General features: G+C 66.3%; 12 protein-coding genes. 5 read left to right on the top strand and 7 right to left on the bottom strand.

All coding sequences use genetic code 11. The features are described from left to right. Window positions 1–27: 27 nt before the first annotated feature. The 3 genes from L8G49_RS16750 (at window position 28) to L8G49_RS16740 (ending at window position 3,253) form a co-directional block, all read left to right on the top strand. Window positions 28–1,563, top strand: coding sequence for a PAS domain-containing sensor histidine kinase (locus L8G49_RS16750; RefSeq protein WP_242186875.1), 1,536 nt, complete (start codon window positions 28–30; stop codon window positions 1,561–1,563). Next, window positions 1,556–2,185 (top strand): response regulator, encoded by a 630-nt coding sequence (locus L8G49_RS16745; protein ID WP_242186874.1) that lies wholly within the window; start codon window positions 1,556–1,558, stop codon window positions 2,183–2,185. The genes L8G49_RS16750 and L8G49_RS16745 overlap by 8 nt, the downstream gene beginning before the upstream one ends. A 108-nt stretch (window positions 2,186–2,293) precedes the next feature. Continuing rightward, the gene (locus tag L8G49_RS16740; RefSeq protein ID WP_242186873.1) at window positions 2,294–3,253 is read left to right on the top strand and encodes a L,D-transpeptidase; all 960 of its coding nucleotides are present in this window, start codon (window positions 2,294–2,296) and stop codon (window positions 3,251–3,253) included. 64 nt (window positions 3,254–3,317) lie between these two features. Here L8G49_RS16740 and L8G49_RS16735 read toward each other — a convergent pair whose 3' ends face one another. The 6 genes from L8G49_RS16735 to L8G49_RS16710 all read right to left on the bottom strand — a co-directional run bounded on the left by L8G49_RS16735 (window position 3,318) and on the right by L8G49_RS16710 (window position 15,367). Continuing rightward, window positions 3,318–5,807 (bottom strand): TIM-barrel domain-containing protein, encoded by a 2,490-nt coding sequence (locus tag L8G49_RS16735; RefSeq protein WP_242186872.1) that lies wholly within the window; start codon window positions 5,805–5,807, stop codon window positions 3,318–3,320. Between the two features lie 18 nt (window positions 5,808–5,825). Then, window positions 5,826–7,334, bottom strand: a complete 1,509-nt coding sequence (locus L8G49_RS16730; protein WP_242186871.1) for a tryptophan halogenase family protein — start codon at window positions 7,332–7,334, stop codon at window positions 5,826–5,828. Further along, window positions 7,331–8,950 (bottom strand): alpha-amylase family glycosyl hydrolase, encoded by a 1,620-nt coding sequence (locus tag L8G49_RS16725; RefSeq protein WP_242186869.1) that lies wholly within the window; start codon window positions 8,948–8,950, stop codon window positions 7,331–7,333. Before L8G49_RS16725 ends, L8G49_RS16730 begins: the two co-directional genes overlap by 4 nt. A gap of 5 nt (window positions 8,951–8,955) precedes the next feature. Then, the gene (locus tag L8G49_RS16720) at window positions 8,956–10,779 is read right to left on the bottom strand and encodes an alpha-amylase family glycosyl hydrolase (RefSeq protein WP_242186867.1); all 1,824 of its coding nucleotides are present in this window, start codon (window positions 10,777–10,779) and stop codon (window positions 8,956–8,958) included. Further along, complete coding sequence (locus L8G49_RS16715; RefSeq protein WP_242186865.1) at window positions 10,776–12,305, bottom strand: tryptophan halogenase family protein; 1,530 nt, start codon at window positions 12,303–12,305, stop codon at window positions 10,776–10,778. Before L8G49_RS16715 ends, L8G49_RS16720 begins: the two co-directional genes overlap by 4 nt. 80 nt (window positions 12,306–12,385) lie before the next feature. Further along, window positions 12,386–15,367, bottom strand: coding sequence for a TonB-dependent receptor (locus tag L8G49_RS16710; protein ID WP_242186864.1), 2,982 nt, complete (start codon window positions 15,365–15,367; stop codon window positions 12,386–12,388). 209 nt (window positions 15,368–15,576) lie between these two features. Between L8G49_RS16710 and L8G49_RS16705 the strand changes: the two genes are divergently transcribed. Next, window positions 15,577–16,599 carry a LacI family DNA-binding transcriptional regulator gene (locus L8G49_RS16705; RefSeq protein WP_242140150.1) on the top strand — a complete coding sequence of 341 codons (1,023 nt, stop codon included), beginning with the start codon at window positions 15,577–15,579 and terminating at the stop codon, window positions 16,597–16,599. A gap of 13 nt (window positions 16,600–16,612) precedes the next feature. Here L8G49_RS16705 and L8G49_RS16700 read toward each other — a convergent pair whose 3' ends face one another. Beyond that, complete coding sequence (locus L8G49_RS16700; protein WP_242186862.1) at window positions 16,613–17,284, bottom strand: DUF6445 family protein; 672 nt, start codon at window positions 17,282–17,284, stop codon at window positions 16,613–16,615. 170 nt (window positions 17,285–17,454) lie between these two features. Between L8G49_RS16700 and L8G49_RS16695 the strand changes: the two genes are divergently transcribed. After that, on the top strand, window positions 17,455–18,948 hold the full coding sequence (locus tag L8G49_RS16695; protein ID WP_242186860.1) for an MFS transporter: 1,494 nt from the start codon (window positions 17,455–17,457) through the stop codon (window positions 18,946–18,948). Window positions 18,949–18,997: the final 49 nt, after the last annotated feature.

Raw genomic sequence — 18,997 nt, 5'->3', positions numbered from 1 at the left:
CGGCAGAAGGAACCAACGGGAACAGTGATGCCGGTTCAAGATCCGTTACGCGCCGCAGGAGCGATCGCGGCAGACCCGATCGGGGCCGGTGCGTTGCCGAGCTTGATCGAGGCGCTGCCAGATCACGCCATCGTGCGACTGGACCGGCAGGGCCTTGTCAACGGCTGGGGGAAGGCGGCCGAGTTGTTGTTCGGCTGGACCGAAGCGGAGATTGGCGGACAGGGCGCGGGGCGGCTGCTGGCGCCCGGCACGGCCGCGTCCCTGCTCGACGATCTGGCGTCGGACGGGCTCGCCAGGCGCAAGACAGCGGAAGACCTGTGCCGCCACAAGGACGGCACCTGCTTCCGCGCGATCGTTTCTCTGACGGCGATCGACGGGGTCGGGGGAGCGGTCGAGGGGTATTGGCTGGTCGTCCGCGACGTAACGGCCGAACGCGCCTCGGCCAGTTCGATCGAGTCGAGCGCCATCCTGCTCAATTCGATCCTCGAGACCGTCCCCGATGCGATGATCGTGATCGACGATCACGGGGTGATCCAGTCGTTCAGCACCACCGCGCAAACCCTGTTCGGCTATGACGAGGCCGAAGTGGTCGGGCGCAACGTCTCGATGCTGATGCCATCGCCCGATCGCGAGGCGCATGACCGGTATCTGTCGCGTTATCTCGATACCGGGGAGCGCCGCATCATCGGCATGGCCCGGCGCGTGATCGGGCTGCGCAAGGATGGAACGACCTTCGCTCACGAACTGGCGATCGGCGAAGCGCGCGGGCGCGGGCGCCGGGTGTTCACCGGGTTCATTCGGGATCTGACCAACCGGGAAAGCGCCGCAGCGCAACTGGCCGAACTCCAATCCGAATTGCTGCATATCTCACGCGTCACGGCGATGGGAACGATGGCCTCGACGCTGGCGCACGAATTGAACCAGCCGGTGACGGCAGTGGCCAATTACGTCGAGACGTCGCTGGCGTTGTTGCAGGAGGCGGCGCCGGACAACCAGGCGATCGTCCAGGAGGCGCTGGCCGAGGCGGCGGCGGAAGCACACCGCGCGGGCAAGATCGTGCGGCGCCTGCGGGACTTCGTCGCGCGCGGCGAGCTCGACAAGTCGGTCGAGAGACTTGGCGACATCGTCGACGATGCCTGTGCGCTGGGCATGGTGGGTGCCGCGACGCCCGCGATCGAGATCGAGCGCGCGATCGATCCGGCAACGGGCGCGGTGCTGGTCGATCGCGTTCAGATCCAGCAGGTGCTGATCAACCTCATGCGCAATGCGGTGGAGTCGATCCCGGTGGATCGACCGGGCGTGGTCCGCCTCACCGCGCGGCGGCAAGGCGACTTCGCACAAGTGACCGTGACCGATAGCGGCACCGGGCTGGACGCGGGTATCGCCGCCAACATCTTCGGAGCCTTTGCCAGCACGAAGCGCGACGGCATGGGCCTTGGCCTGTCGATTTGCCGGACGATCATCGAGGCGCATGGCGGTCGCATCTGGGCCGAGTCGCGACCGGTCGGCACCGCTTTCCATTTTACCATTCCCCTGGCGCCCCCGGAGCCCCGCGATGACTGAACGACCTGTGGTCCATATCATCGACGACGAGGAGGCAATCCGAAAGTCGGCCGGCTTCATGCTGCGTACCGCAGGGTATGCGGTGCATGTCTGGGCGAGCGGGGTCGCGTTTCTGAAGGAGGCGCGTAGCGCACCGATGGGGTGCATCCTGCTCGACGTCCGCATGCCGGAAATAGACGGTCTCGAAGTGCAGGCGGCGCTGGCGGAGCGGGGGATTGCCATGCCGATCATCATCCTGACCGGACATGGCGACGTGGGGACGGCGGTGCGGGCGATGAAGGGCGGAGCGGTCGATTTTCTGGAGAAGCCGTTCGAACGGATCGTCCTGCTGGGGATGGTGGAAGCCGCGATCGCGCGGATCGAGGATGCCGATCGCCATGCCGCCGAAGCGCATTCCGCGAGGCTCCGCATCGCGGCGCTGACCCCGCGCGAGCGTGACGTGCTGCAACAACTCGCGCACGGTCTGCCCAACAAGACGATCGCGTTCGACTTCGGGATCAGCCCGCGGACGGTTGAGGTCCACCGCGCCAATCTGATGGCCAAGCTGGAGGTGCCGAGCTTTCCGGATGCATTGCGGATCGCCTTTGCCGCCGGGCTGGGGCCGCAGCCCGACGAGGCCTGAGCGCCAGACCGATCGCCGCTGGCGGTCGCTTGAGGAGCGCGGCTAGGTATTCGCCCCAATGGCTGCCCGCCGCCCGTCATGGTGTGGAGCATGCGCAGGGAGATGCGCGTGATTCTGAACAAACAGCGGGTTTTTTGGGTATGGCGCGCGGTCTCGGCGATAGCGTTGCTGAGCGTCACGCCCGCCTACGCGCAGAGCGAACCGGGCAGGATCGAGGCGCTGAAGCCGGGCGATTTCCTCTGGGAGCCGGAAATTGCGCCCGCGGGGCCGGTTACGGTGGTGATCAGCACGGCGACGCAGCGCGCCTATGTCTATCGCAACGGTGTTCCCATCGCGGTGAGCACCGTATCGACCGGACGCGCCGGGCATGAAACCCCGACCGGGGTGTTCACCATCCTGCAGAAGGCGGTCACCCATCACTCCAACCGCTACGACAACGCGCCCATGCCATACATGCAGCGGCTGACCTGGGATGGTGTGGCGCTGCATGCCGGGGCGTTGCCGGGCTATGCCGCGAGCCATGGCTGCATCCGCCTTCCGCGGGGGTTCGCCGAACGTCTGTATGCGATCACCAAGACCGGGGCGACCGTCGTCATCACCGATGAAGCGGCTGTTCCCGAAATCGCGCCGTCGGCCGATCCCCTGCTCGATCACGCCGAAGGCATTGCCAGCACGGGCTCCTTCGTATGGACCCCGGAGCGCGCGCCCACCGGGCCGCTGTCCCTGCTCGTCAGCGGGCGGGATCGACGGCTGGTCGTATTGCGCAACGGGCGCGAGATCGGATCGGCACCGCTGCAGATCGATACGCCGATCCTGACCACCAACGCCTATGTCCTCCAGGCCATCGATGCGACCGGGCCGCACTGGCTGCGGCTTCCGTTGCCCGGCGCAGCGGTGCTGCCCGGCGACCCGACCGATCCCGACCGGGCCCACACGCACATTCCCGATGCCTTTCGCCGCCTCCTTCTCGCCGCGTTGCGCCCCGGGACGACGATGCTCGTCACGCGTGACACGCTGGAGAGCAGCGGGACCGGCAAGCGATTGCGCGTGTTCGACACGCGGCGCTGAACCGCCTGCAAACACACATCGCCCCGGCCCGAGCTGAAGCCCGAGCCCAGGCGACGGACCGACGTCACCGCGTCAACACCACCTGCGCCGCCTTGAGCGGCGCGGGCATGGTGAAGGTAAGCGTCTGTGCCGCAGTATCCGCCGTTGTTGCCAGCCGCTTGCCGTCGCGCGTCCCGCTCGCCTGGCCAGTCCAGCCATGCACCGTGACGGCCACCTGCGACCACCATGGCTTGAACGCGCCCACCCGCGGTTCGAACGCAATCGACAGGCCGTTCGGCGTCACCGTGCAGCGCACCGTCTGGCGCAGGAAGCCGCCCCGCTGATAGGCGAGTGTCGTCCCGTCATCCTCGTACAGCGTGCCCATGCAATCCGCCCCGGGATAGACGTCCAGCATCAACGGCCCGGTCGGAGTCTGCGCCGTGCTCTGGACGAGGGGCTGGCGCGGCAGGATGGTGCCGGCGCGGACGAACACCGGCAGGCGGTCAAGGCGCGGGGTTTCCAGCACGCGATCGCCTGCGGCGTGTTCGGTCGGGACCGCCTGCGTCGCCGACTGGATCGGACCGTCGGCGCGGTGCTCGGGCGTGCCGGTGCGCAGGCCGGTCCAGTAATCGTACCAGCCCCCGGCAGGGAGGCAGACGTCATAGGTCTGCGGCGATTCCGGGCTGGGCGGGGGGGCGATCAGCAACGCCTTGCCGAGCGTGAAGGTCATCGACTGGTTGCAGCCCATGTTCGCGGCGCTCGGATAATCGTAGAACACCGGGCGCATGATCGGATCGCCCAGGCGGTTGTTCTGGTCCGCCAGCGCGTAGAAATACGGCATCAGGCGATACCGCTCCTCGACGAAGCGACGCCGGATCGCGAGGTGGTCGGGACCGTCGACCCACGGCTCGACCCGCGGCGTACCGGTGGCGGAATGATCACGGAAGACGGGCGTGAACGCGCCGATCTCGAACCAGCGAGTCAGCAGGTCCGGGCTCGGCCCGCCCGCGAAGCCGCTGACGTCGGCGGCGCTATAGGCGAAGCCCGACAGGCCGAGGTTGATGATCTGGTGGACCGACAGCTTCAGGTGATCCCAGGTCGCGCTGTTGTCGCCGGTCCACGTCACCGAATAGCGCTGGCCGCCGGCATAGCTTGCGCGCGTCATCACGAACGGACGCTCGTTCGGGCGGAGCGCGAGCAGGCCGTCATAGGTCGCGCGCGTGTTCTGCATGCCATAGACGTTGTGGATCTCGCGATGGTCGCCCGTACGGGTCGCGAAATCGTCACTGGCGATGCGGTGCACGGTATCCAGCGGCATCGTCTTGGTCGCCGTATTGAAGATCGCCGGCTCGTTCATGTCGTTCCAGAAACCGGCGATCCCGGCGTCGAGAAAGCCCTTGTAGAGCGTCCCCCACCACCGACGCGACGTGGTCTGGGTGAAGTCGGGAAAGACCGACGGGCCGGGCCAGACCGGCGCGACGTAAACGCTGCCATCGGGGTTCTTGACGAACGCGTCGGCGCGCTTGCCGTTGGTATATGGGGCATAGCCGGTATCGACCTTGGCGATATGCAGGTCGGTGATGGCGATCAGCTTGATCCCCTCCGCCTTCATGTCCGCCGCGAGCCCGGGCAGGTCCGGGAAGGTCTTGGGGTTGGTAGTGAACGGCCGGTTGCGATCCTGATAATCGATGTCGAGCCAGATGACGTCGGTCGGCACGCGGTCGGCGCGGAGGTGCCGGGCGATCTCGCGGACTTCGTCGGCCGACATGTAGCTGTAGCGTGACTGCTGGTACCCGAGCGCCCACTTCGGCGCGAGCGGGGCATGGCCGGTCAGCCCGGCGTAGCGGCGGGTGACGTCGGCGAGGCTGGGGCCGGCGATGAAATAATAGTCGATCGGGCCATCCGGGCCACCGAACGTCAGCGTTTCGGCGTTGCGGTGACCGAAGTCGAACCAGGTACGATAGGTGTTGTCGAGCAGGATTCCGTAACTCCCGCCCGCGCCGCCGGTCGATGCGAAGAACGGGATAGACTTGTAGATCGGGTCGTCCCCGCTGGTGAAGCCGAACGCATCGGTATTCCAGTCGACGAATTCCTTGCCGCGCCGGTCGAGGCCGCCGGTCTTGTCGCCAAGGCCGTAGAAATGCTCGGTGATCGGGAGCGTCTTGGCGAGCGTGAACGCCTTGCCGTCGACGCTCGCGGGGGCTGCGTCGGCGGAAATGATCCTGCCGTCGCGTGTCTCGAACGTCACCGCGCCGCCTGCGCCGACACGGACGCGCAGGGCGGCGGTGGTGAAGCCATCGGCGGTGGGCGTGACGGTCGCGCGCGTCTTGCGTTGCGCCGGCAGCACCGCCCAGCTCGCGTCTTCCGGATAGACCCCGTCGCGCGCGATCCGCACCCGGACCAGATCATCGGACAGGGCGACGAGCCGCATCTTGAGGGATCCGGCGGTGACTTCGACACCGTCGCGTTGCGCCGACAGTGTGGCGGCGGGCGCGGCGGCCTGCGCCTGGGCGGCGGCTGCGGTGAGCGGCAGCGCGACGGTCGCGAGCAGCAGCGCGAGGGGGAGGCGTTTCATGACAGGTCTCTCAACTGATTACCGGGGGAGGTGCGTGTGGTGGGGGCGAAAATTGAGCGCACATCGGCGCAGAAAATCATCGATCCGGGCCATGTCGATCCGCTCGATCTCGGCGCCGGGCGGGACGAGCCGTGCATCGTCGGGAAAGGTGCCATAGCCGGCCAGCAGGCAATGCCAGCTGATCGCATTGTAATAGCGGCCGATGTCGAGCGCATCGATCTCCGCCGCCAGATCGGCGCCGGTAAACCAGGCGGACATGATCCGCTTGAGCATGTCGGAGGGCTCGACCGCGCGCGCGGCGGCCCAATAGCCATGCGGATCGGAAAGGCGCTGGTTCAGGCGGTAATGCGCGACGATGTAATCGCGCACGCCATCATAGCGGGCGGCGATCCGGGCGTTGAACGGCGTCCGTGCCTTGGCGGTGAAGCCATCGGCATCGACGGCGTCCAGAAACGCCTCGACCGTCGCGATCACGATGTGCAGCGCGGTCGCCTCGAGCGGCTCGAGAAACCCCTGCGCCAAGCCGACCGCCAACGCATTGTGTGACCAGCTTTCGGCGACGCGCCCGACCCGCATCGACAAATGGCGCGCCGTGCTCTCGTCGCCGATGGCGAGGTGCGCGCGCAGTTCGGCTTCGGCCTGGTCGGGCGTGATATGCCGGCTCGAATAGACATAGCCGTTGCCGGTCCGGCTGGTCAGCGGGATGTCCCATACCCACCCCGCGGACAGAGCGGTCGCGCGGGTCTGGCTGGCGAGCAGGGCGGCTTCGTCGCGTGGGGTCGGCATGACCACGGCGGAGTCGTTGAACAGGGTATCGCCGTACCGGACGAACGGCACGGCCAATGCGCCCTCGAACACCAGGCTGCGGAAGCCGCTGCTGTCGACGAAGACGTCGCCTGGGATCCGCTCGCCATCGGTGCAGCGAAGCGCCGCGATGCCGCCGTCGGCCGAACGCTCGACCCCGGCGATGCGGCGCTGGAGATGGATCACCCCGCGCTTGTCGACCGCATGCCGCGCCAGAAACGCACCGACCTTGTACGCATCGAAATGATAGCCGTAGCTGACCTCGAACGGGAAAGTCTCGTCAGGCTGTGGCGCACATGCCGCCGCCGCAAGCCGCGCGGGCAGGAGGAACCGATCGGGATGGGCCACCACGTCGCGGCCGGTCCGCCGCGCACGCGTGTTATAGAAGAACATTCCCGCGGTATGGCTGTCGAGCGCTGTCGGGAAGGGATGGAAATAGCGGTCGAACCCCGGCCGATGCGACCAGCCGTCGAACCCGATGCCGAGCTTGTAGGTAGCATCGCACGCGGGCATCCATTCGGCTTCGGCGATCCCGAGCTGATCGAAGAAATGCTTGAGCTGCGGGGTCGAGCCCTCGCCGACTCCCACGATGCCGATGTCGGGGCTTTCGACCAGCGTGACACGCGCTTGCGGCCACCGGCTGGCGATCAGGCAGGCCGCGATCCAGCCAGCGGTCCCGCCGCCGAGGATCACGATCGTCCGGTTCGCCGCCGGATAGGTCATAGCCGCAGCACCAGCCCGGCAAAGGCGGGCAGCATCCCGGCATCGCGCACATCGGTCGCGAGCAGAACGGTCCCGCCCTGCGGCACACCCGCCGGCCAGTCGCGTGCGCGATCGCCGAAGTTGAACAGGCACACCAGCCGTTCGCCGCCCCCGTCGCGTTCGAGCGCGAGCACCGCGTCGTCGCTGTACAGCACCCGCAGATCGCCCGAGCGTAACGCTGGGTGCGCGTTGCGCGTGCCGGTCACGGCGCGCGTCCAGTTAAGCAGCGAGTGCGGATCTGCGTCCTGCGCATCGACCGCGAGCGCGGCATGGTCGCCGCCGAACGGGAGCCACGGCGTCTGGCTGCCGAAACCGAGGTCAGGCGCGGCGCCGGTCCACGGCATCGGCGTCCGTGCGCCATCGCGCGACAACGTCATCGGCCAGTTGGCGATCGCCTCGGGATCCAGCAGGTCCTCGAACGCGATGTCGACCTGCGTCAGCCCCAGCTCCTCGCCCTGATACAGGAAGATGTTGCCGCGCAGACAGGCTAGCAGCAGCAGCTTCATCCGCGCAAACGCGGCGGCATTCTCGGGGCGTGTCCAGCGCGATACGGCGCGCGGCGCGTCATGGTTCTCGAACGCCCAGCTCGGCCAGCCGATCGTCGGATCATTGGGCCAGCGCGCGAGCGAGTCCGCGACGAGCGCCGGCGTCAGCGCATCGGCGTAGAGGAAATCGAAGCTGTACGCGCTGTCGAGCCGTTTGCCATCCGCCGTGAACAGCTTCATCTCGCGGTCGCTGTCCTCGCCGCCGATCTCGGCGACCGTGAAACCCGCGCCATAGGTGTCGAGCAAGGCGCGGATCCGCTCGAGGAACGGCGGAATGTCGGCGTGACCCTGATTATGGAGCTTGAGCTGGAAATCGAAGGGCCGCGTCCGGGCACGATTGGTCGCGGGCGCCGGCGGGTTATCGGTAAGCGCGGGATCGTGCATCGCGAAGTTGATCGCGTCGAGCCGGAACCCGTCCACGCCGCGATCGAGCCAGAAGCGCGCGGTATCGAGCAGTTCCTGCTGCACCGCCGGGTTGTGCCCGTTGAGCTGGGGCTGTTCCTTCAGGAAATTGTGGAGATAATATTGCTGGCGCCGGGCATCCCACGTCCACGCCGGCCCACCGAACACCGATTGCCAATTGGACGGCGGGCTACCGTCGGCCTTCGCGTCGGCCCAGACGTACCAGTCGGCCTTGTCGCCCGACCGGCTCGCGCGGCTCGCCTCGAACCAGGGGTGTTCGTTGGAGGTATGCGAATAGACCTGGTCGATGATGACCCGCAGCCCGAGCGCATGCGCGCGCGCGATCAGCGCGTCGAAGTCCGCGAGCGTGCCGAAGATCGGGTCGACATCGCGGTAATTGGCGACGTCATACCCGAAGTCCTTCATCGGCGAGGTGAAGAACGGCGACAGCCATACGGCGTCCATGCCGAGACCGGCCACGTGATCGAGATGCGCGGTGATCCCGTTCAGGTCGCCGATGCCGTCCCCGTTCGAATCCGCGAAGCTGCGCGGATAGATCTGATAGATGGCGGCGCCCTTCCACCAGGGGTCGGGGGCGGCGGGGTCGGGCAGGGCAGCGGGGGCGGTCATGGGACTCATTTGCTGGGGAGGCGATCGGGAGCGGCGGCGCAGATTGCGTAGCCGAGCGGTGGGAGCGTTATCATCATCGAACCGGGTGCGGTCACGCTCGCCGGGCAATTCCCGGCAAGGGCCGTGAAGCGGGCGGAACGTGCGCCCACTTCGACATTGGCGGTCAGCGGCTGGCTGGACGTGTTGAGCGCCACGAAAATTTCCCGGCCATCGTCATCTCCGCGGGTAAAGGCCAGCAGGCCGGGCTTGTCCGACGCGAACCGAACGACGGTGCGGCCGCGACGGAGCTGCACGTGATCGCGCCGGATTCGCGACAGTTTGGCGATCGTCTGGAAGATCGGGTTGTCCGTCCCGAAATGCGCGGTCGCGGTGGTGGTCGTGGTGCCGATCAGCCGGTTGTCGTTGTAGCTCGTGACCTGGCTCGGGAACAGGTCCTCGCGGGAATCCTGGTCGCCACCGTGTCCGGTGAAGCCCTGTTCGTCGCCCGAATAGATCGTCGGTACGCCGCGCGCGGAAAGCAGCAGCACGTGCGCAAGCGTCAGACGCTGGAGCCGCTCCGCATCGGTCGCTTGCGGCCAGGCCTGGTCGAGCATGTGCCCCATCCGGCCCATGTCATGATTGCCGGTGAAGGTCGGCAACCGCAGCGCGGTGGCGTCGCCGCCTTCATACAGGACGTCGCCGTCGATCAGCTTGGCGAAGACGTCCGTTCCGGCCTTGCCGGTGAGCATCGCGCGGGTCGCGGCCTGGAACGAGAAGTCGAGCACTTCGGGATATTTGTCGCGGCGCGTGAACTGCGCGGTGTAGCCGGGATCGACCGCCTCGGAATAGACTTCGCCGAAGATCGGAAAGTTCGGGATCCCGCGTGCCGCCGCGCGCGACTGCATCGCCGGGATGAACGCCTGCCAGAACTCGGGATTCACGTGGCGCGCGGTATCGATGCGGAAGCCATCGACGCCGAAGCGGTCGATCCAGCTGCCATAGATGTTGATGAATCCGGCGACGACGCGCGGATCCTCGGTCATGACGTCGTCGAGCCCGCCGAAGTCGCCGTAGCGCGCGGATTCGCCGGCAAAGGTCGAGTCGCCGCGGTTATGGTAATAGCGCGGATCGTTGAGCCATTCGGGCACCTTCACATGCGCTTCGGCGGCCGGGACGAAGGGCGTGTAGGCATAAGACGGATCGGTCAGCCGCGCGAAATTTTCGGGCGTCTGCACCGCGTCCCCGGCGAAACCGGCATTGATCGACTTGCCGGAGACGCCCCCGCGACGCTGATACGGATAGTCCGCCTTGCTGCGATAGGCGCAACGCTTCGCGATACATTCGCGGTACTGGATCACATCCGCGGTATGGTTGGCTATGATGTCCATGTACACCTTCATCCCGCGCGCATGGGCGGCGTCGACGAAGGCGGCGAACTCGGCATCCGTTCCGAAGTGCGGATCGACCTTGGTGAAATCGGTAATCCAATAGCCATGGTAGCCGGCGCTTTCATGCCCCTGCGCGCCCTGGACCGCCTTGTTCTTGAGCACCGGCGCAACCCAGATCGCGGTGACGCCGAGCGACTGGATGTAGTCGAGGCGGCGCGTCAGCCCCTTGAGGTCGCCACCATGGTAGAAACCCTTGGCGGTCGGATCGAAGCCCGTGGTCAGCCGGTCGCCCGTAAGACCGCCCTTGTCGTTCGACGGGTCGCCATTGTCGAACCGGTCGGGCAGGACGAAATAGATGATCTCGTCTTCCGGCGCGCGGGCGCGAACCTGTTCGATCGGGACGGCTGCCGGACCAGCGGTCTGTCCGGCCAGCGCGAGCAGCAAGGCGGCGGTGATGCTCATGCCGTCACCGGCTGGGCAGCGGCGCAATGGCGCGCGATGAAGTCAGCGTGGCTTGGCATCTGGGCAACCTCACGGGCGTTGAGCTGATCGATCGTATCGAGAAATTCGGCGAGGTCGGCGGACGGGATGGCTTCGGCGAGCGGGTGGTGGCCGGCGGGCATCACGCCTTGGCCGGCGAACACCTGGAGCCAGCCGACCTCGGTGAACAGTTCCTCATGCTCGCGCGTGATGTGCCCGTTGCCGCGCCACAGGTCGATCTTGGCGGCGAGCGTCTCGGGCAGCGGCATGTCGCGACACATCTGCCAGAACGGCTCGGGCCGTTCGTTCGCGTGGTAATGGAGGATGATGAAGTCACGGATGCGCTCATATTCGAAATCGCTCTGGCGATTGAACTCGACGCGATCGGCCTCCGCGATGGTACGGCCCGGGAGCAGCTTCATCAGCCGTGCGATCGCCGACTGGATCAAATGGATGCTGGTGGACTCGAGCGGCTCCATGAATCCGCCCGCGAGCCCGATCGCGACGACGTTGCGGTTCCACATCTTGCGGCGCTTGCCGGTGCGGAAATGGATCGGCCGCGGATCCGCCAGCGCCTCCCCGTCGAGCCCGGCCAGCAACGTGGCGGCAGCCTCGTCGTCGCTCAGATGCGCCGAAGAATAGACCAGGCCGTTGCCGGTGCGATGCTGCAACGGAATGCGCCACTGCCAGCCCGCCGCCTTGGCGGTCGATCGCGTATAAGGGGTGAATGCGGCACGGCGCTCGGACGGCACGGCGATCGCACGGTCGGCGGGAAGCCAGTGGGTCCAGTCGTCATAGCCGGTCTTGAGCGTTTGCTCGATCAGCAAGCCGTGGAAACCCGTGCAATCGATGAAAAGATCGGCGGCAAGCGTCGTGCCGTCTTCCAGCCAAAGCGCGGCGATGTCGCCGGTATCGTGCTGATCGACCCGGACGACCTTGCCCTCGATCCGGTTGATCCCGCGCGTCTCGCTGTAGCGGCGCAGGTGACGAGCATAGAGCCCGGCGTCGAAGTGAAAGGCCGACGGCATGTCGGGGAGCGTGCGCGCGGTACGCGCGGGGCCGCGCTGCATCCGGTCGGCGAGCGCCGCCTGATTGTTGAGCGAATAGGCGGCAAGATCCTTCGCCGTCCCGAGAGCCCTGGCGCGCAGCCAATATTGGTGGAACGGCAACAGCCCGACATCACGTCCGACCGCGCCGAACGCGTGCATGTAGCGATGCCCCGGTCGGAGCCAGTCGACGAATTCGATCCCGAGCTTGTACGTCCCCTGCGTCGCGCGGAGGAACGCATCCTCGTCGAGCCCCAGCGCATCGTTGAACAGGCGGATCTGCGGAATGGTCGCCTCGCCGACGCCGACCGTACCGATCTCGTCGGATTCGACCAGATCGATCTCGAACCCGACTTCGAGGAACCGCGCGAAGGTGGCCGCGGTCATCCAGCCAGCGGTCCCGCCGCCGACGATGACGATCCGGATCGGGCGCGGCCCGTGCGGATCGGAAGGATTGGCCATGTTCCGCGTCCCCGCTTCTACACCAACAGACAGCGGAACGGCGGACAGCGAAGGGTTTCGCTGTCCGCCGCAGGCTGCGATCAGAACTTGTACGTGATGCCCAGGTAATAATCACGACCGTAGCGCTGGTAATCGATCACCTGGCGCGGGTCGTTGTTCTGGTAAGTCACGAACGGACGATCGGTCAGATTCTTCGCCTGTGCCAGGATCGCGAAGTTCTTGAGGAACCCGCTCTGGAACTCATAGCCGATCTGCGCATCGAGAATGCCCTCGGACTGCGCCGTGCGGTAGGTCGGCGTTGCCGACAAACCCGCGACTTCGGCCAGGAAGGACGAGCGGTACCGATAGTTCACGCGTGCCTGGAAGCCATGCTTCTCGAAATACACCGTGCCGCTGCCGGTCCACTTCGACAGGCCGGGCAGGGTGATCGCCTGCGTCGGGTTGCTGGCGAACTTGATCGCGGAGTCGGTGTAGTTGCCCGAGACGAACACCCCGAAGCCGTCGAGCGCCGTGGTGATCATCTTGAACGGCACGGAGATCGTGCCCTCGAGACCGATCACGCTGCCGCGGCCGGTGTTGGCCGGCGCGCTGACGACGCCGTTGGTCAGCTTGTTGTTGATCACGATCGCCTGCTGCGCCGGTGTCAGCGCAGGAAGGAGCGACGTGAAGTCATAGAAATACGCGTTGTTGGGATCCACGAAGTCGGTGAGGTGCTTGTAATAGCCCGACAGCGCGACATAGCCGCCGCCACGGAAATATTGCTCGAACGACAGATCGATGTTGGTCGACTGATAGGGCTTGAGCGCGACGTTGCCGCCGGTCGAGCTGAACACCGGGTTGAGGCCGGGGTTGATGTTGCCGAGCTGGATGTTGGAGGTGTTGATCGCAACGTCCTGCGTCACGCGCTCCTGGTCGAGCCGCGGCCGGACCATCGTCTGCGAGGCGCCGATCTTGACATAGCCCAGCGGGACCAGCTCGACCGCCATCGTCGCCGACGGCAGCACGTTGGTGTAGGTTACCTTCTGCGACGCGGGCGCATTGGTCACGACCCCGCTGACGACGCTGGCGATCTGACCGTCCGAACGCTGCTCGCTGTGGACGACCTGCGTACCGATCGAGCCCTTCAGCGCCTTGCCGCCGACGTCGCCGTCGATGTTGATCTTGGCGTAGCCGGTATAGACGTTTTCGATCACGACGTTGTCGCGGACCAGCGAACTGGGGCGGCCGTCATACGCGCTGTTGTAGCTGTTGTTGTACAGATACAGCGGGTTGAGCGCGAGGGCTGCGGGCACGCCGAGATAGGCGAGCGGGATCGTGCCGATGATTGCCTCGGCCGGGATGGCGGCCGAGGTCGCGACGCCGTTGCCCACCGCGCAGGTCGTTCCCGTCGCCTTGGGGCACAGGAAGTACGACTGGTAGGCGCTGGTCTTCTCGCGCCGGCTGTAATTGCCGCCGACTTCCCAGCTCTTGACGATGCTGTTCTCGAACTCGCCGTTCAGGCTGGCGCGGAGCGACTTGAGGTCGTCCTTGAAGCTCGGGCGGTTGAGGAAGCCGGACTGCACCACCGGCGAAGTGCCGTTATAGCCCCAGCCCTGCGGATCGGTCAGCTTGAAGATGTTGGTGTTGGTGTAATCCAGCGTCGGGACGATGCGATAGGCGCCGTTGCTCTGCCGCGTCAGGTTGACCGTGTCGCCGATCCCCGAGGCCCCATAACCGGTGCCGGTATAGGTCTCGAGCAGGAAGTCGGTGCGCTTGGCATGGCTCCAGCTCGCGTCGACGTTGAGGTGGATCGTCTCGGTCAGCTTGAGGTCGTTGTTCCAGCCGAGCGAATAATTCTCCGCCTTGCGCTGGTTATAGTCGTTGCGCTGGATCGCGTGGACGTTGGTGAACTGCAGCGTGTCGGCGAACCCGTCAGACGCGGTAATCGGGCCGCGATGCGCCGACGTTGCGTAATTGGCGGCAGTCGGGTCGCTGCTGACGTTGCTGTCGAGCGGGAATTCGATGCCGCGCAGGTGCTGCGTTTCCTCGAAGTGCGAATACAGCGCGTCGAAGGTCGAGTGGAACCGATCGGACGGGCGCCATTCGATGGTTGCGACGCCGCCATACCGCTTCAGCTCGTTCGACTGGACGTAAGGCTTGGCGCCCTGGACGACGAACGGGCTCGCTGCGGTGCCCGCGCCGTTATAGCCCCAGGCGTTGTACCGCTCGTCCTGCGACGGCGCCGAGGTCGCCGACCCGCCGATCGCGATACCGAGCGTGTCGTTGGCGAACTTGTCGACATAGGTCGCCGACGCGCGGTAACCGTAGCGCGTGCCGTCCGGGTTGAGCTTGTCGATCCCGTTCATCTGGCCACGGGCGCTGATCGCGATCACGCGCTTGCCCTGATCGAGCGGACGGAGCATCCGCAGGTCGACCGTGCCGGCGATGCCCGCCGCGATCAGCGAGGCGTCGGCCGACTTGTAGACGTTGACCGTCTTGAAGAATTCCGACGGATATTGGTCGAACTCGACGCCGCGGTTGTCGCCGACGGTGACCTGCTCGCGGCCGTTGAGCAGCGTGGTCGAGAAGTCCGGACCCAGACCGCGGATCGACAGGCGCTGGTCGCGGCCTTCGAGACGCTGCGCAGTGACGCCGGGAAGGCGGGCGAGCGAGTCCGCGATCGACACGTCGGGCAGCTTGCCGACGTCTTCGGCCGACACGGAGTCGACGATGAGCACCGACTGGCGCTTGATCTTGGCGGAGGAGTCGAGCCCGGCGCGGATACCGGTGACGACGATGTTCTCGTCGGCAGGCGCGGCAGCGGCAACAGCCTGCGCGGGCGTTTCGGCGGGCGCTGCGGGCTGTGGCGTGGGGTCGGCCTGGCTGGTGGTCGCCTCGACCTGGGCCTTGGCGGTCGGGTTGGCGTTGGCGGTGGAAGCGGCGTCCTGTGCGAACGCGATCCCCGGCATGGTCAGCGCCGCGGCCAGCGCCGTGCTGCTGACGCGCAGGCCAAGCAAGGTGGCGGACAGGCGGCGCGCGGGTGCATTCGCGCAATCTGCGCGGCTCATCGCTGTATCAATCATCTGGTATACCCCTTCAAGCGGGCCCAGCCCGCGCATCCTCACGTTCAGTTTCGTCGACGTCATGATCCAGCGTCGATTGCCCTGCGGTCGCTATATTTCGAGGTGGGGGTTTGCAGAAGGGGCGGGCATACGTATTCTCGAAAGCCGCCTCGCCGCCTCATGTCCCGCCGCGCTAGGCGGGGGTGTATTTCACGGGACCGGTATTGACCATGGCGAGACGACCGACATCTCTCGATATCGCGCAGCTGGCAGGTGTTTCGCAGCCGACCGTGTCGCGCGCGCTGCGCGGGGTAAAGACGGTCAATCCGCAAACCCGCGCGCGGATCGAAGCGATCGCCCGCAAGCTGAACTACGCGGTGGACAAAAACGCGTCGAGCCTGCGGACGCAGTCGGCGAACACGCTGGCACTGTTGTTCTTCGAGGAAGCCGCAGAAGAAGACGGTGCGATCAACCCGTTCTTCCTGTCGATGCTGGGATCGATCACGCGCGCGTCGGCAAAGGCCGGCTACGACCTGCTGATCTCCTTCCAGCAATTGTCGGGGGATTGGCATGTGGACTATCAGGATAGCCACAAGGCCGACGGGATCATCCTGCTTGGCTATGGCGATTACGATACATATCGGGTTCGCCTGGATCATCTTGCGGAGCAGGGATCGCACGTCGTTCGGTGGGGAGCGGTGGGAACGGGTCCCGGCGCGATCACCGTGGGGTCGGACAATCGGGGCGGTGGGGCACTGGCGACCGCGCATCTGATCGCGCAGGGACGACGGAGAATTGCATTTCTCGGTACGGCGGACAGCCGCTATCCCGAGATCGAGGAACGCTATCGCGGTTATTGTTCGGCCCTGACGGAGGCCGGTTTGCAAGCCGATCCGGCGCTTCGCATCGATGCCATCACTTTGGAGGAGGCTGGCCAGGAAGCGGTCGAGGCGCTCGCGCGACGGGGGGCGGTTTACGACGCGATCTTCGCGGCGAGCGACAGCATTGCGATCGGTGCAATGCGCGCCCTGTCGTCGGCGGGCCGGAGCATTCCGGGGGACGTGGCGATCGTCGGCTTCGACGACATCCCCTCCGCCTCGCTGACCAGTCCGCCGCTGTCGACGGTCGCGCAGGATGCGCGGCAGGCAGGGGAGACGCTTGTCTCGACCCTGCTCGGCCGGTTGCGGGGAGAAGCGGTGGTGCCGGCACCCCTGCCGACGCGGCTGGTGGTCCGGGCCAGCAGCGGCGGGTAGCGGCGCGCGCGCGTCAGTCGTCGAACAGGAACAGGTTGAGGGTCAGCCGGCCCGCGAGCGGGTCGGTGCTCAGGCGCACGTCGGGTGGCAGGTACGCGCAATGAAGGGTGTTTCCCGCGTAGATCAGCGCGCGATTGAACCCGCCCGGCTGAACCGCAATCTGTTCGTACAGCGGCGTGTCACCCGCGATATAGGACGGGGGCGGCATACCGTGGGTGCGAACGCCCGCTTCCAGCGCCTGTCGGAACGGATCAAGCCGCATGGCGTCGACGCTTTCGAACCCGGTCGTCCGCTGCCGGTAAAAGGCCGTGCCGCCTTGCGGACCGTGTCCTAGGAACAGCAACGCCGCGATCCGACGCGACTCCACCCCGTCGAAATGGGGGAGCCGCTGGATCGGCGCGAGTTGCGCCGGATCTGTCGTGACCAGCGAATAATAGGCTTCCGATACGCCCGGCACGGGGTCCAGACCGAAATGCTCGACGAGCAACGGTGCCACCTTGCGGCGCATGGTTTCCGCAAGGCGGGTCGGGACTTCTGCGCGCACGCCGGGATAATGCGGTCCGATTTCGCCCATCCGCAAGGCCGCTGCGTCCTCGCGCAGCAAATCGGGGTCCGGCCAGAAATCGTCGATGACCAGCAGCGGGCGCTGTTCCTGGCCCTGTCGATGGAGGCGTGGCGTTTGCATGGCGGCGTCTTGGAACGGGCGCGCGGCCCTTCGCAAGTCCCTTGTCGATATGCCGGGTGGCACCGCATTCGTATGCATTGGGCCGCGGTCTTGTGCCGGGGTGCGCTTGTCGGCACTCAGGCGCGCGACAAGCCGGGCCGACGCGAAGAGCCGGGTACGGGAGGGACGCGTTGAACGACAAACCGGTGCAGGGCTTTGGTGGCCTGTGGAACATCAGCTTCGGCTTCTTCGGCATTCAGATCGGCTTTGCGCTGCAGAATGCCAACATGAGCCGGATTTTCCAGACGCTGGGCGGGTCGCTGGACGACCTGTCCTATCTGTGGGTCGCGGCGCCACTCACCGGACTGCTCGTCCAGCCGATCATCGGGCATTACAGCGACCGGACGTGGAACCGCTTCGGCCGCCGGCGTCCCTATTTCTTAGCAGGAGCCGTCCTCGCCGCGCTCGCGCTGTTCGTGATGCCAGAGGCAAAGGTGTTGTGGTTCGCCGCACTGACGCTGTGGGTGCTCGATGCGTCGGTAAACGTGTCGATGGAGCCCTTCCGCGCGTTCGTCGGCGACATGCTGCGCAGGGACCAGCACAGCGCCGGTTATGCGTTGCAGACCGTCTTCATCGGCGCGGGCGCGGTGGTCGGCTCGGTCTTCCCTTTCGCGCTGGCGCATCTCGGCGTTTCCGAAGCGGCGCTCGGCGGCGTTCCGGATACGGTACGCTACAGTTTCTGGGTCGGCGGGGCGGCGCTGTTGCTTGCGGTGCTTTGGACCGTCGGCACCACCCGGGAATACAGCCCCGAGCAGATGGCGTCGTTCGGCGAACACAGCGCAGCCGCGGATATGGACCAGCCGATGCGCGCGCTGGCAGCGCGCGGACTTGCGCGGAGCATGGCCTGGATCGCGGCCGGTGCCGCCGTGCTGGTGGCTGTCCCGGTGCTGGCGCTGCAAAAAGAAGTCTATCTGCTCGGCGGCCTGTTGATCGCTTATGGCCTGGCGAGTGTGATCGCGATCCGGCGGGTGCGCGCTGGGAATACGGACAATGCGCTGAGCATGATCGTCGGGGACTTCTCCGCCATGCCGGCGGTGATGAAGCGGCTGGCGCTCGTCCAGTTCTTCAGCTGGTCCGCGCTGTTCATCATGTGGATCTATTCCACCCCGGTGGTCGCGCAATATGCATTCGGATCGAGCGACCCGGCCAGCGCAGCCTATAACGCGGGGGGTGACTGGGTCGGGGTGCTGTTCGCCGTCTATAACGGCGTCGCGGCGCTGGTCGCGTTGCTGCTCCTGCCCCGCCTCGCGGCGCGGATTGGGAAGGTACGGACACATATCGTCTGCCTGTTGTGCGGCGCCGCCGCCTTTGCCAGTTTCTTCGTGATCCACGATCCCCGCGCGTTAATCCTCAGCGAGGTCGGTATCGGGATCGCCTGGGCATCCATCCTGGCCATGCCGTATGCGATCCTGGCGTCTAGTCTGCCGCAGGCCAAGCTCGGAATTTACATGGGCCTTTTCAACGTGTTCATCGTCATTCCGCAATTGCTGGTCGCAACGGTCATGGGATCGGTGCTGAAGGCGTTCTTCCCGACCGAGCCGATCTGGACGATGGGGTTCGCCGCCATCGTCATGCTCCTGGCGGCGGTGGCGATGCTCCGGGTCCCGGAGACGCCGATCGGCTGACCTTAGTGGGGGGGCGGCGACACCCTGCGCTTTGGCGACGAAAGGGTTC

Origin of the sequence: Sphingomonas sp. CARO-RG-8B-R24-01 (assembly GCF_022662295.1) — a bacterium.
Classification (GTDB): domain Bacteria; phylum Pseudomonadota; class Alphaproteobacteria; order Sphingomonadales; family Sphingomonadaceae; genus Sphingomonas.
Note: the sequence above shows the minus strand (reverse complement) of the source record. Positions and strands in the feature narration are given on the sequence as shown.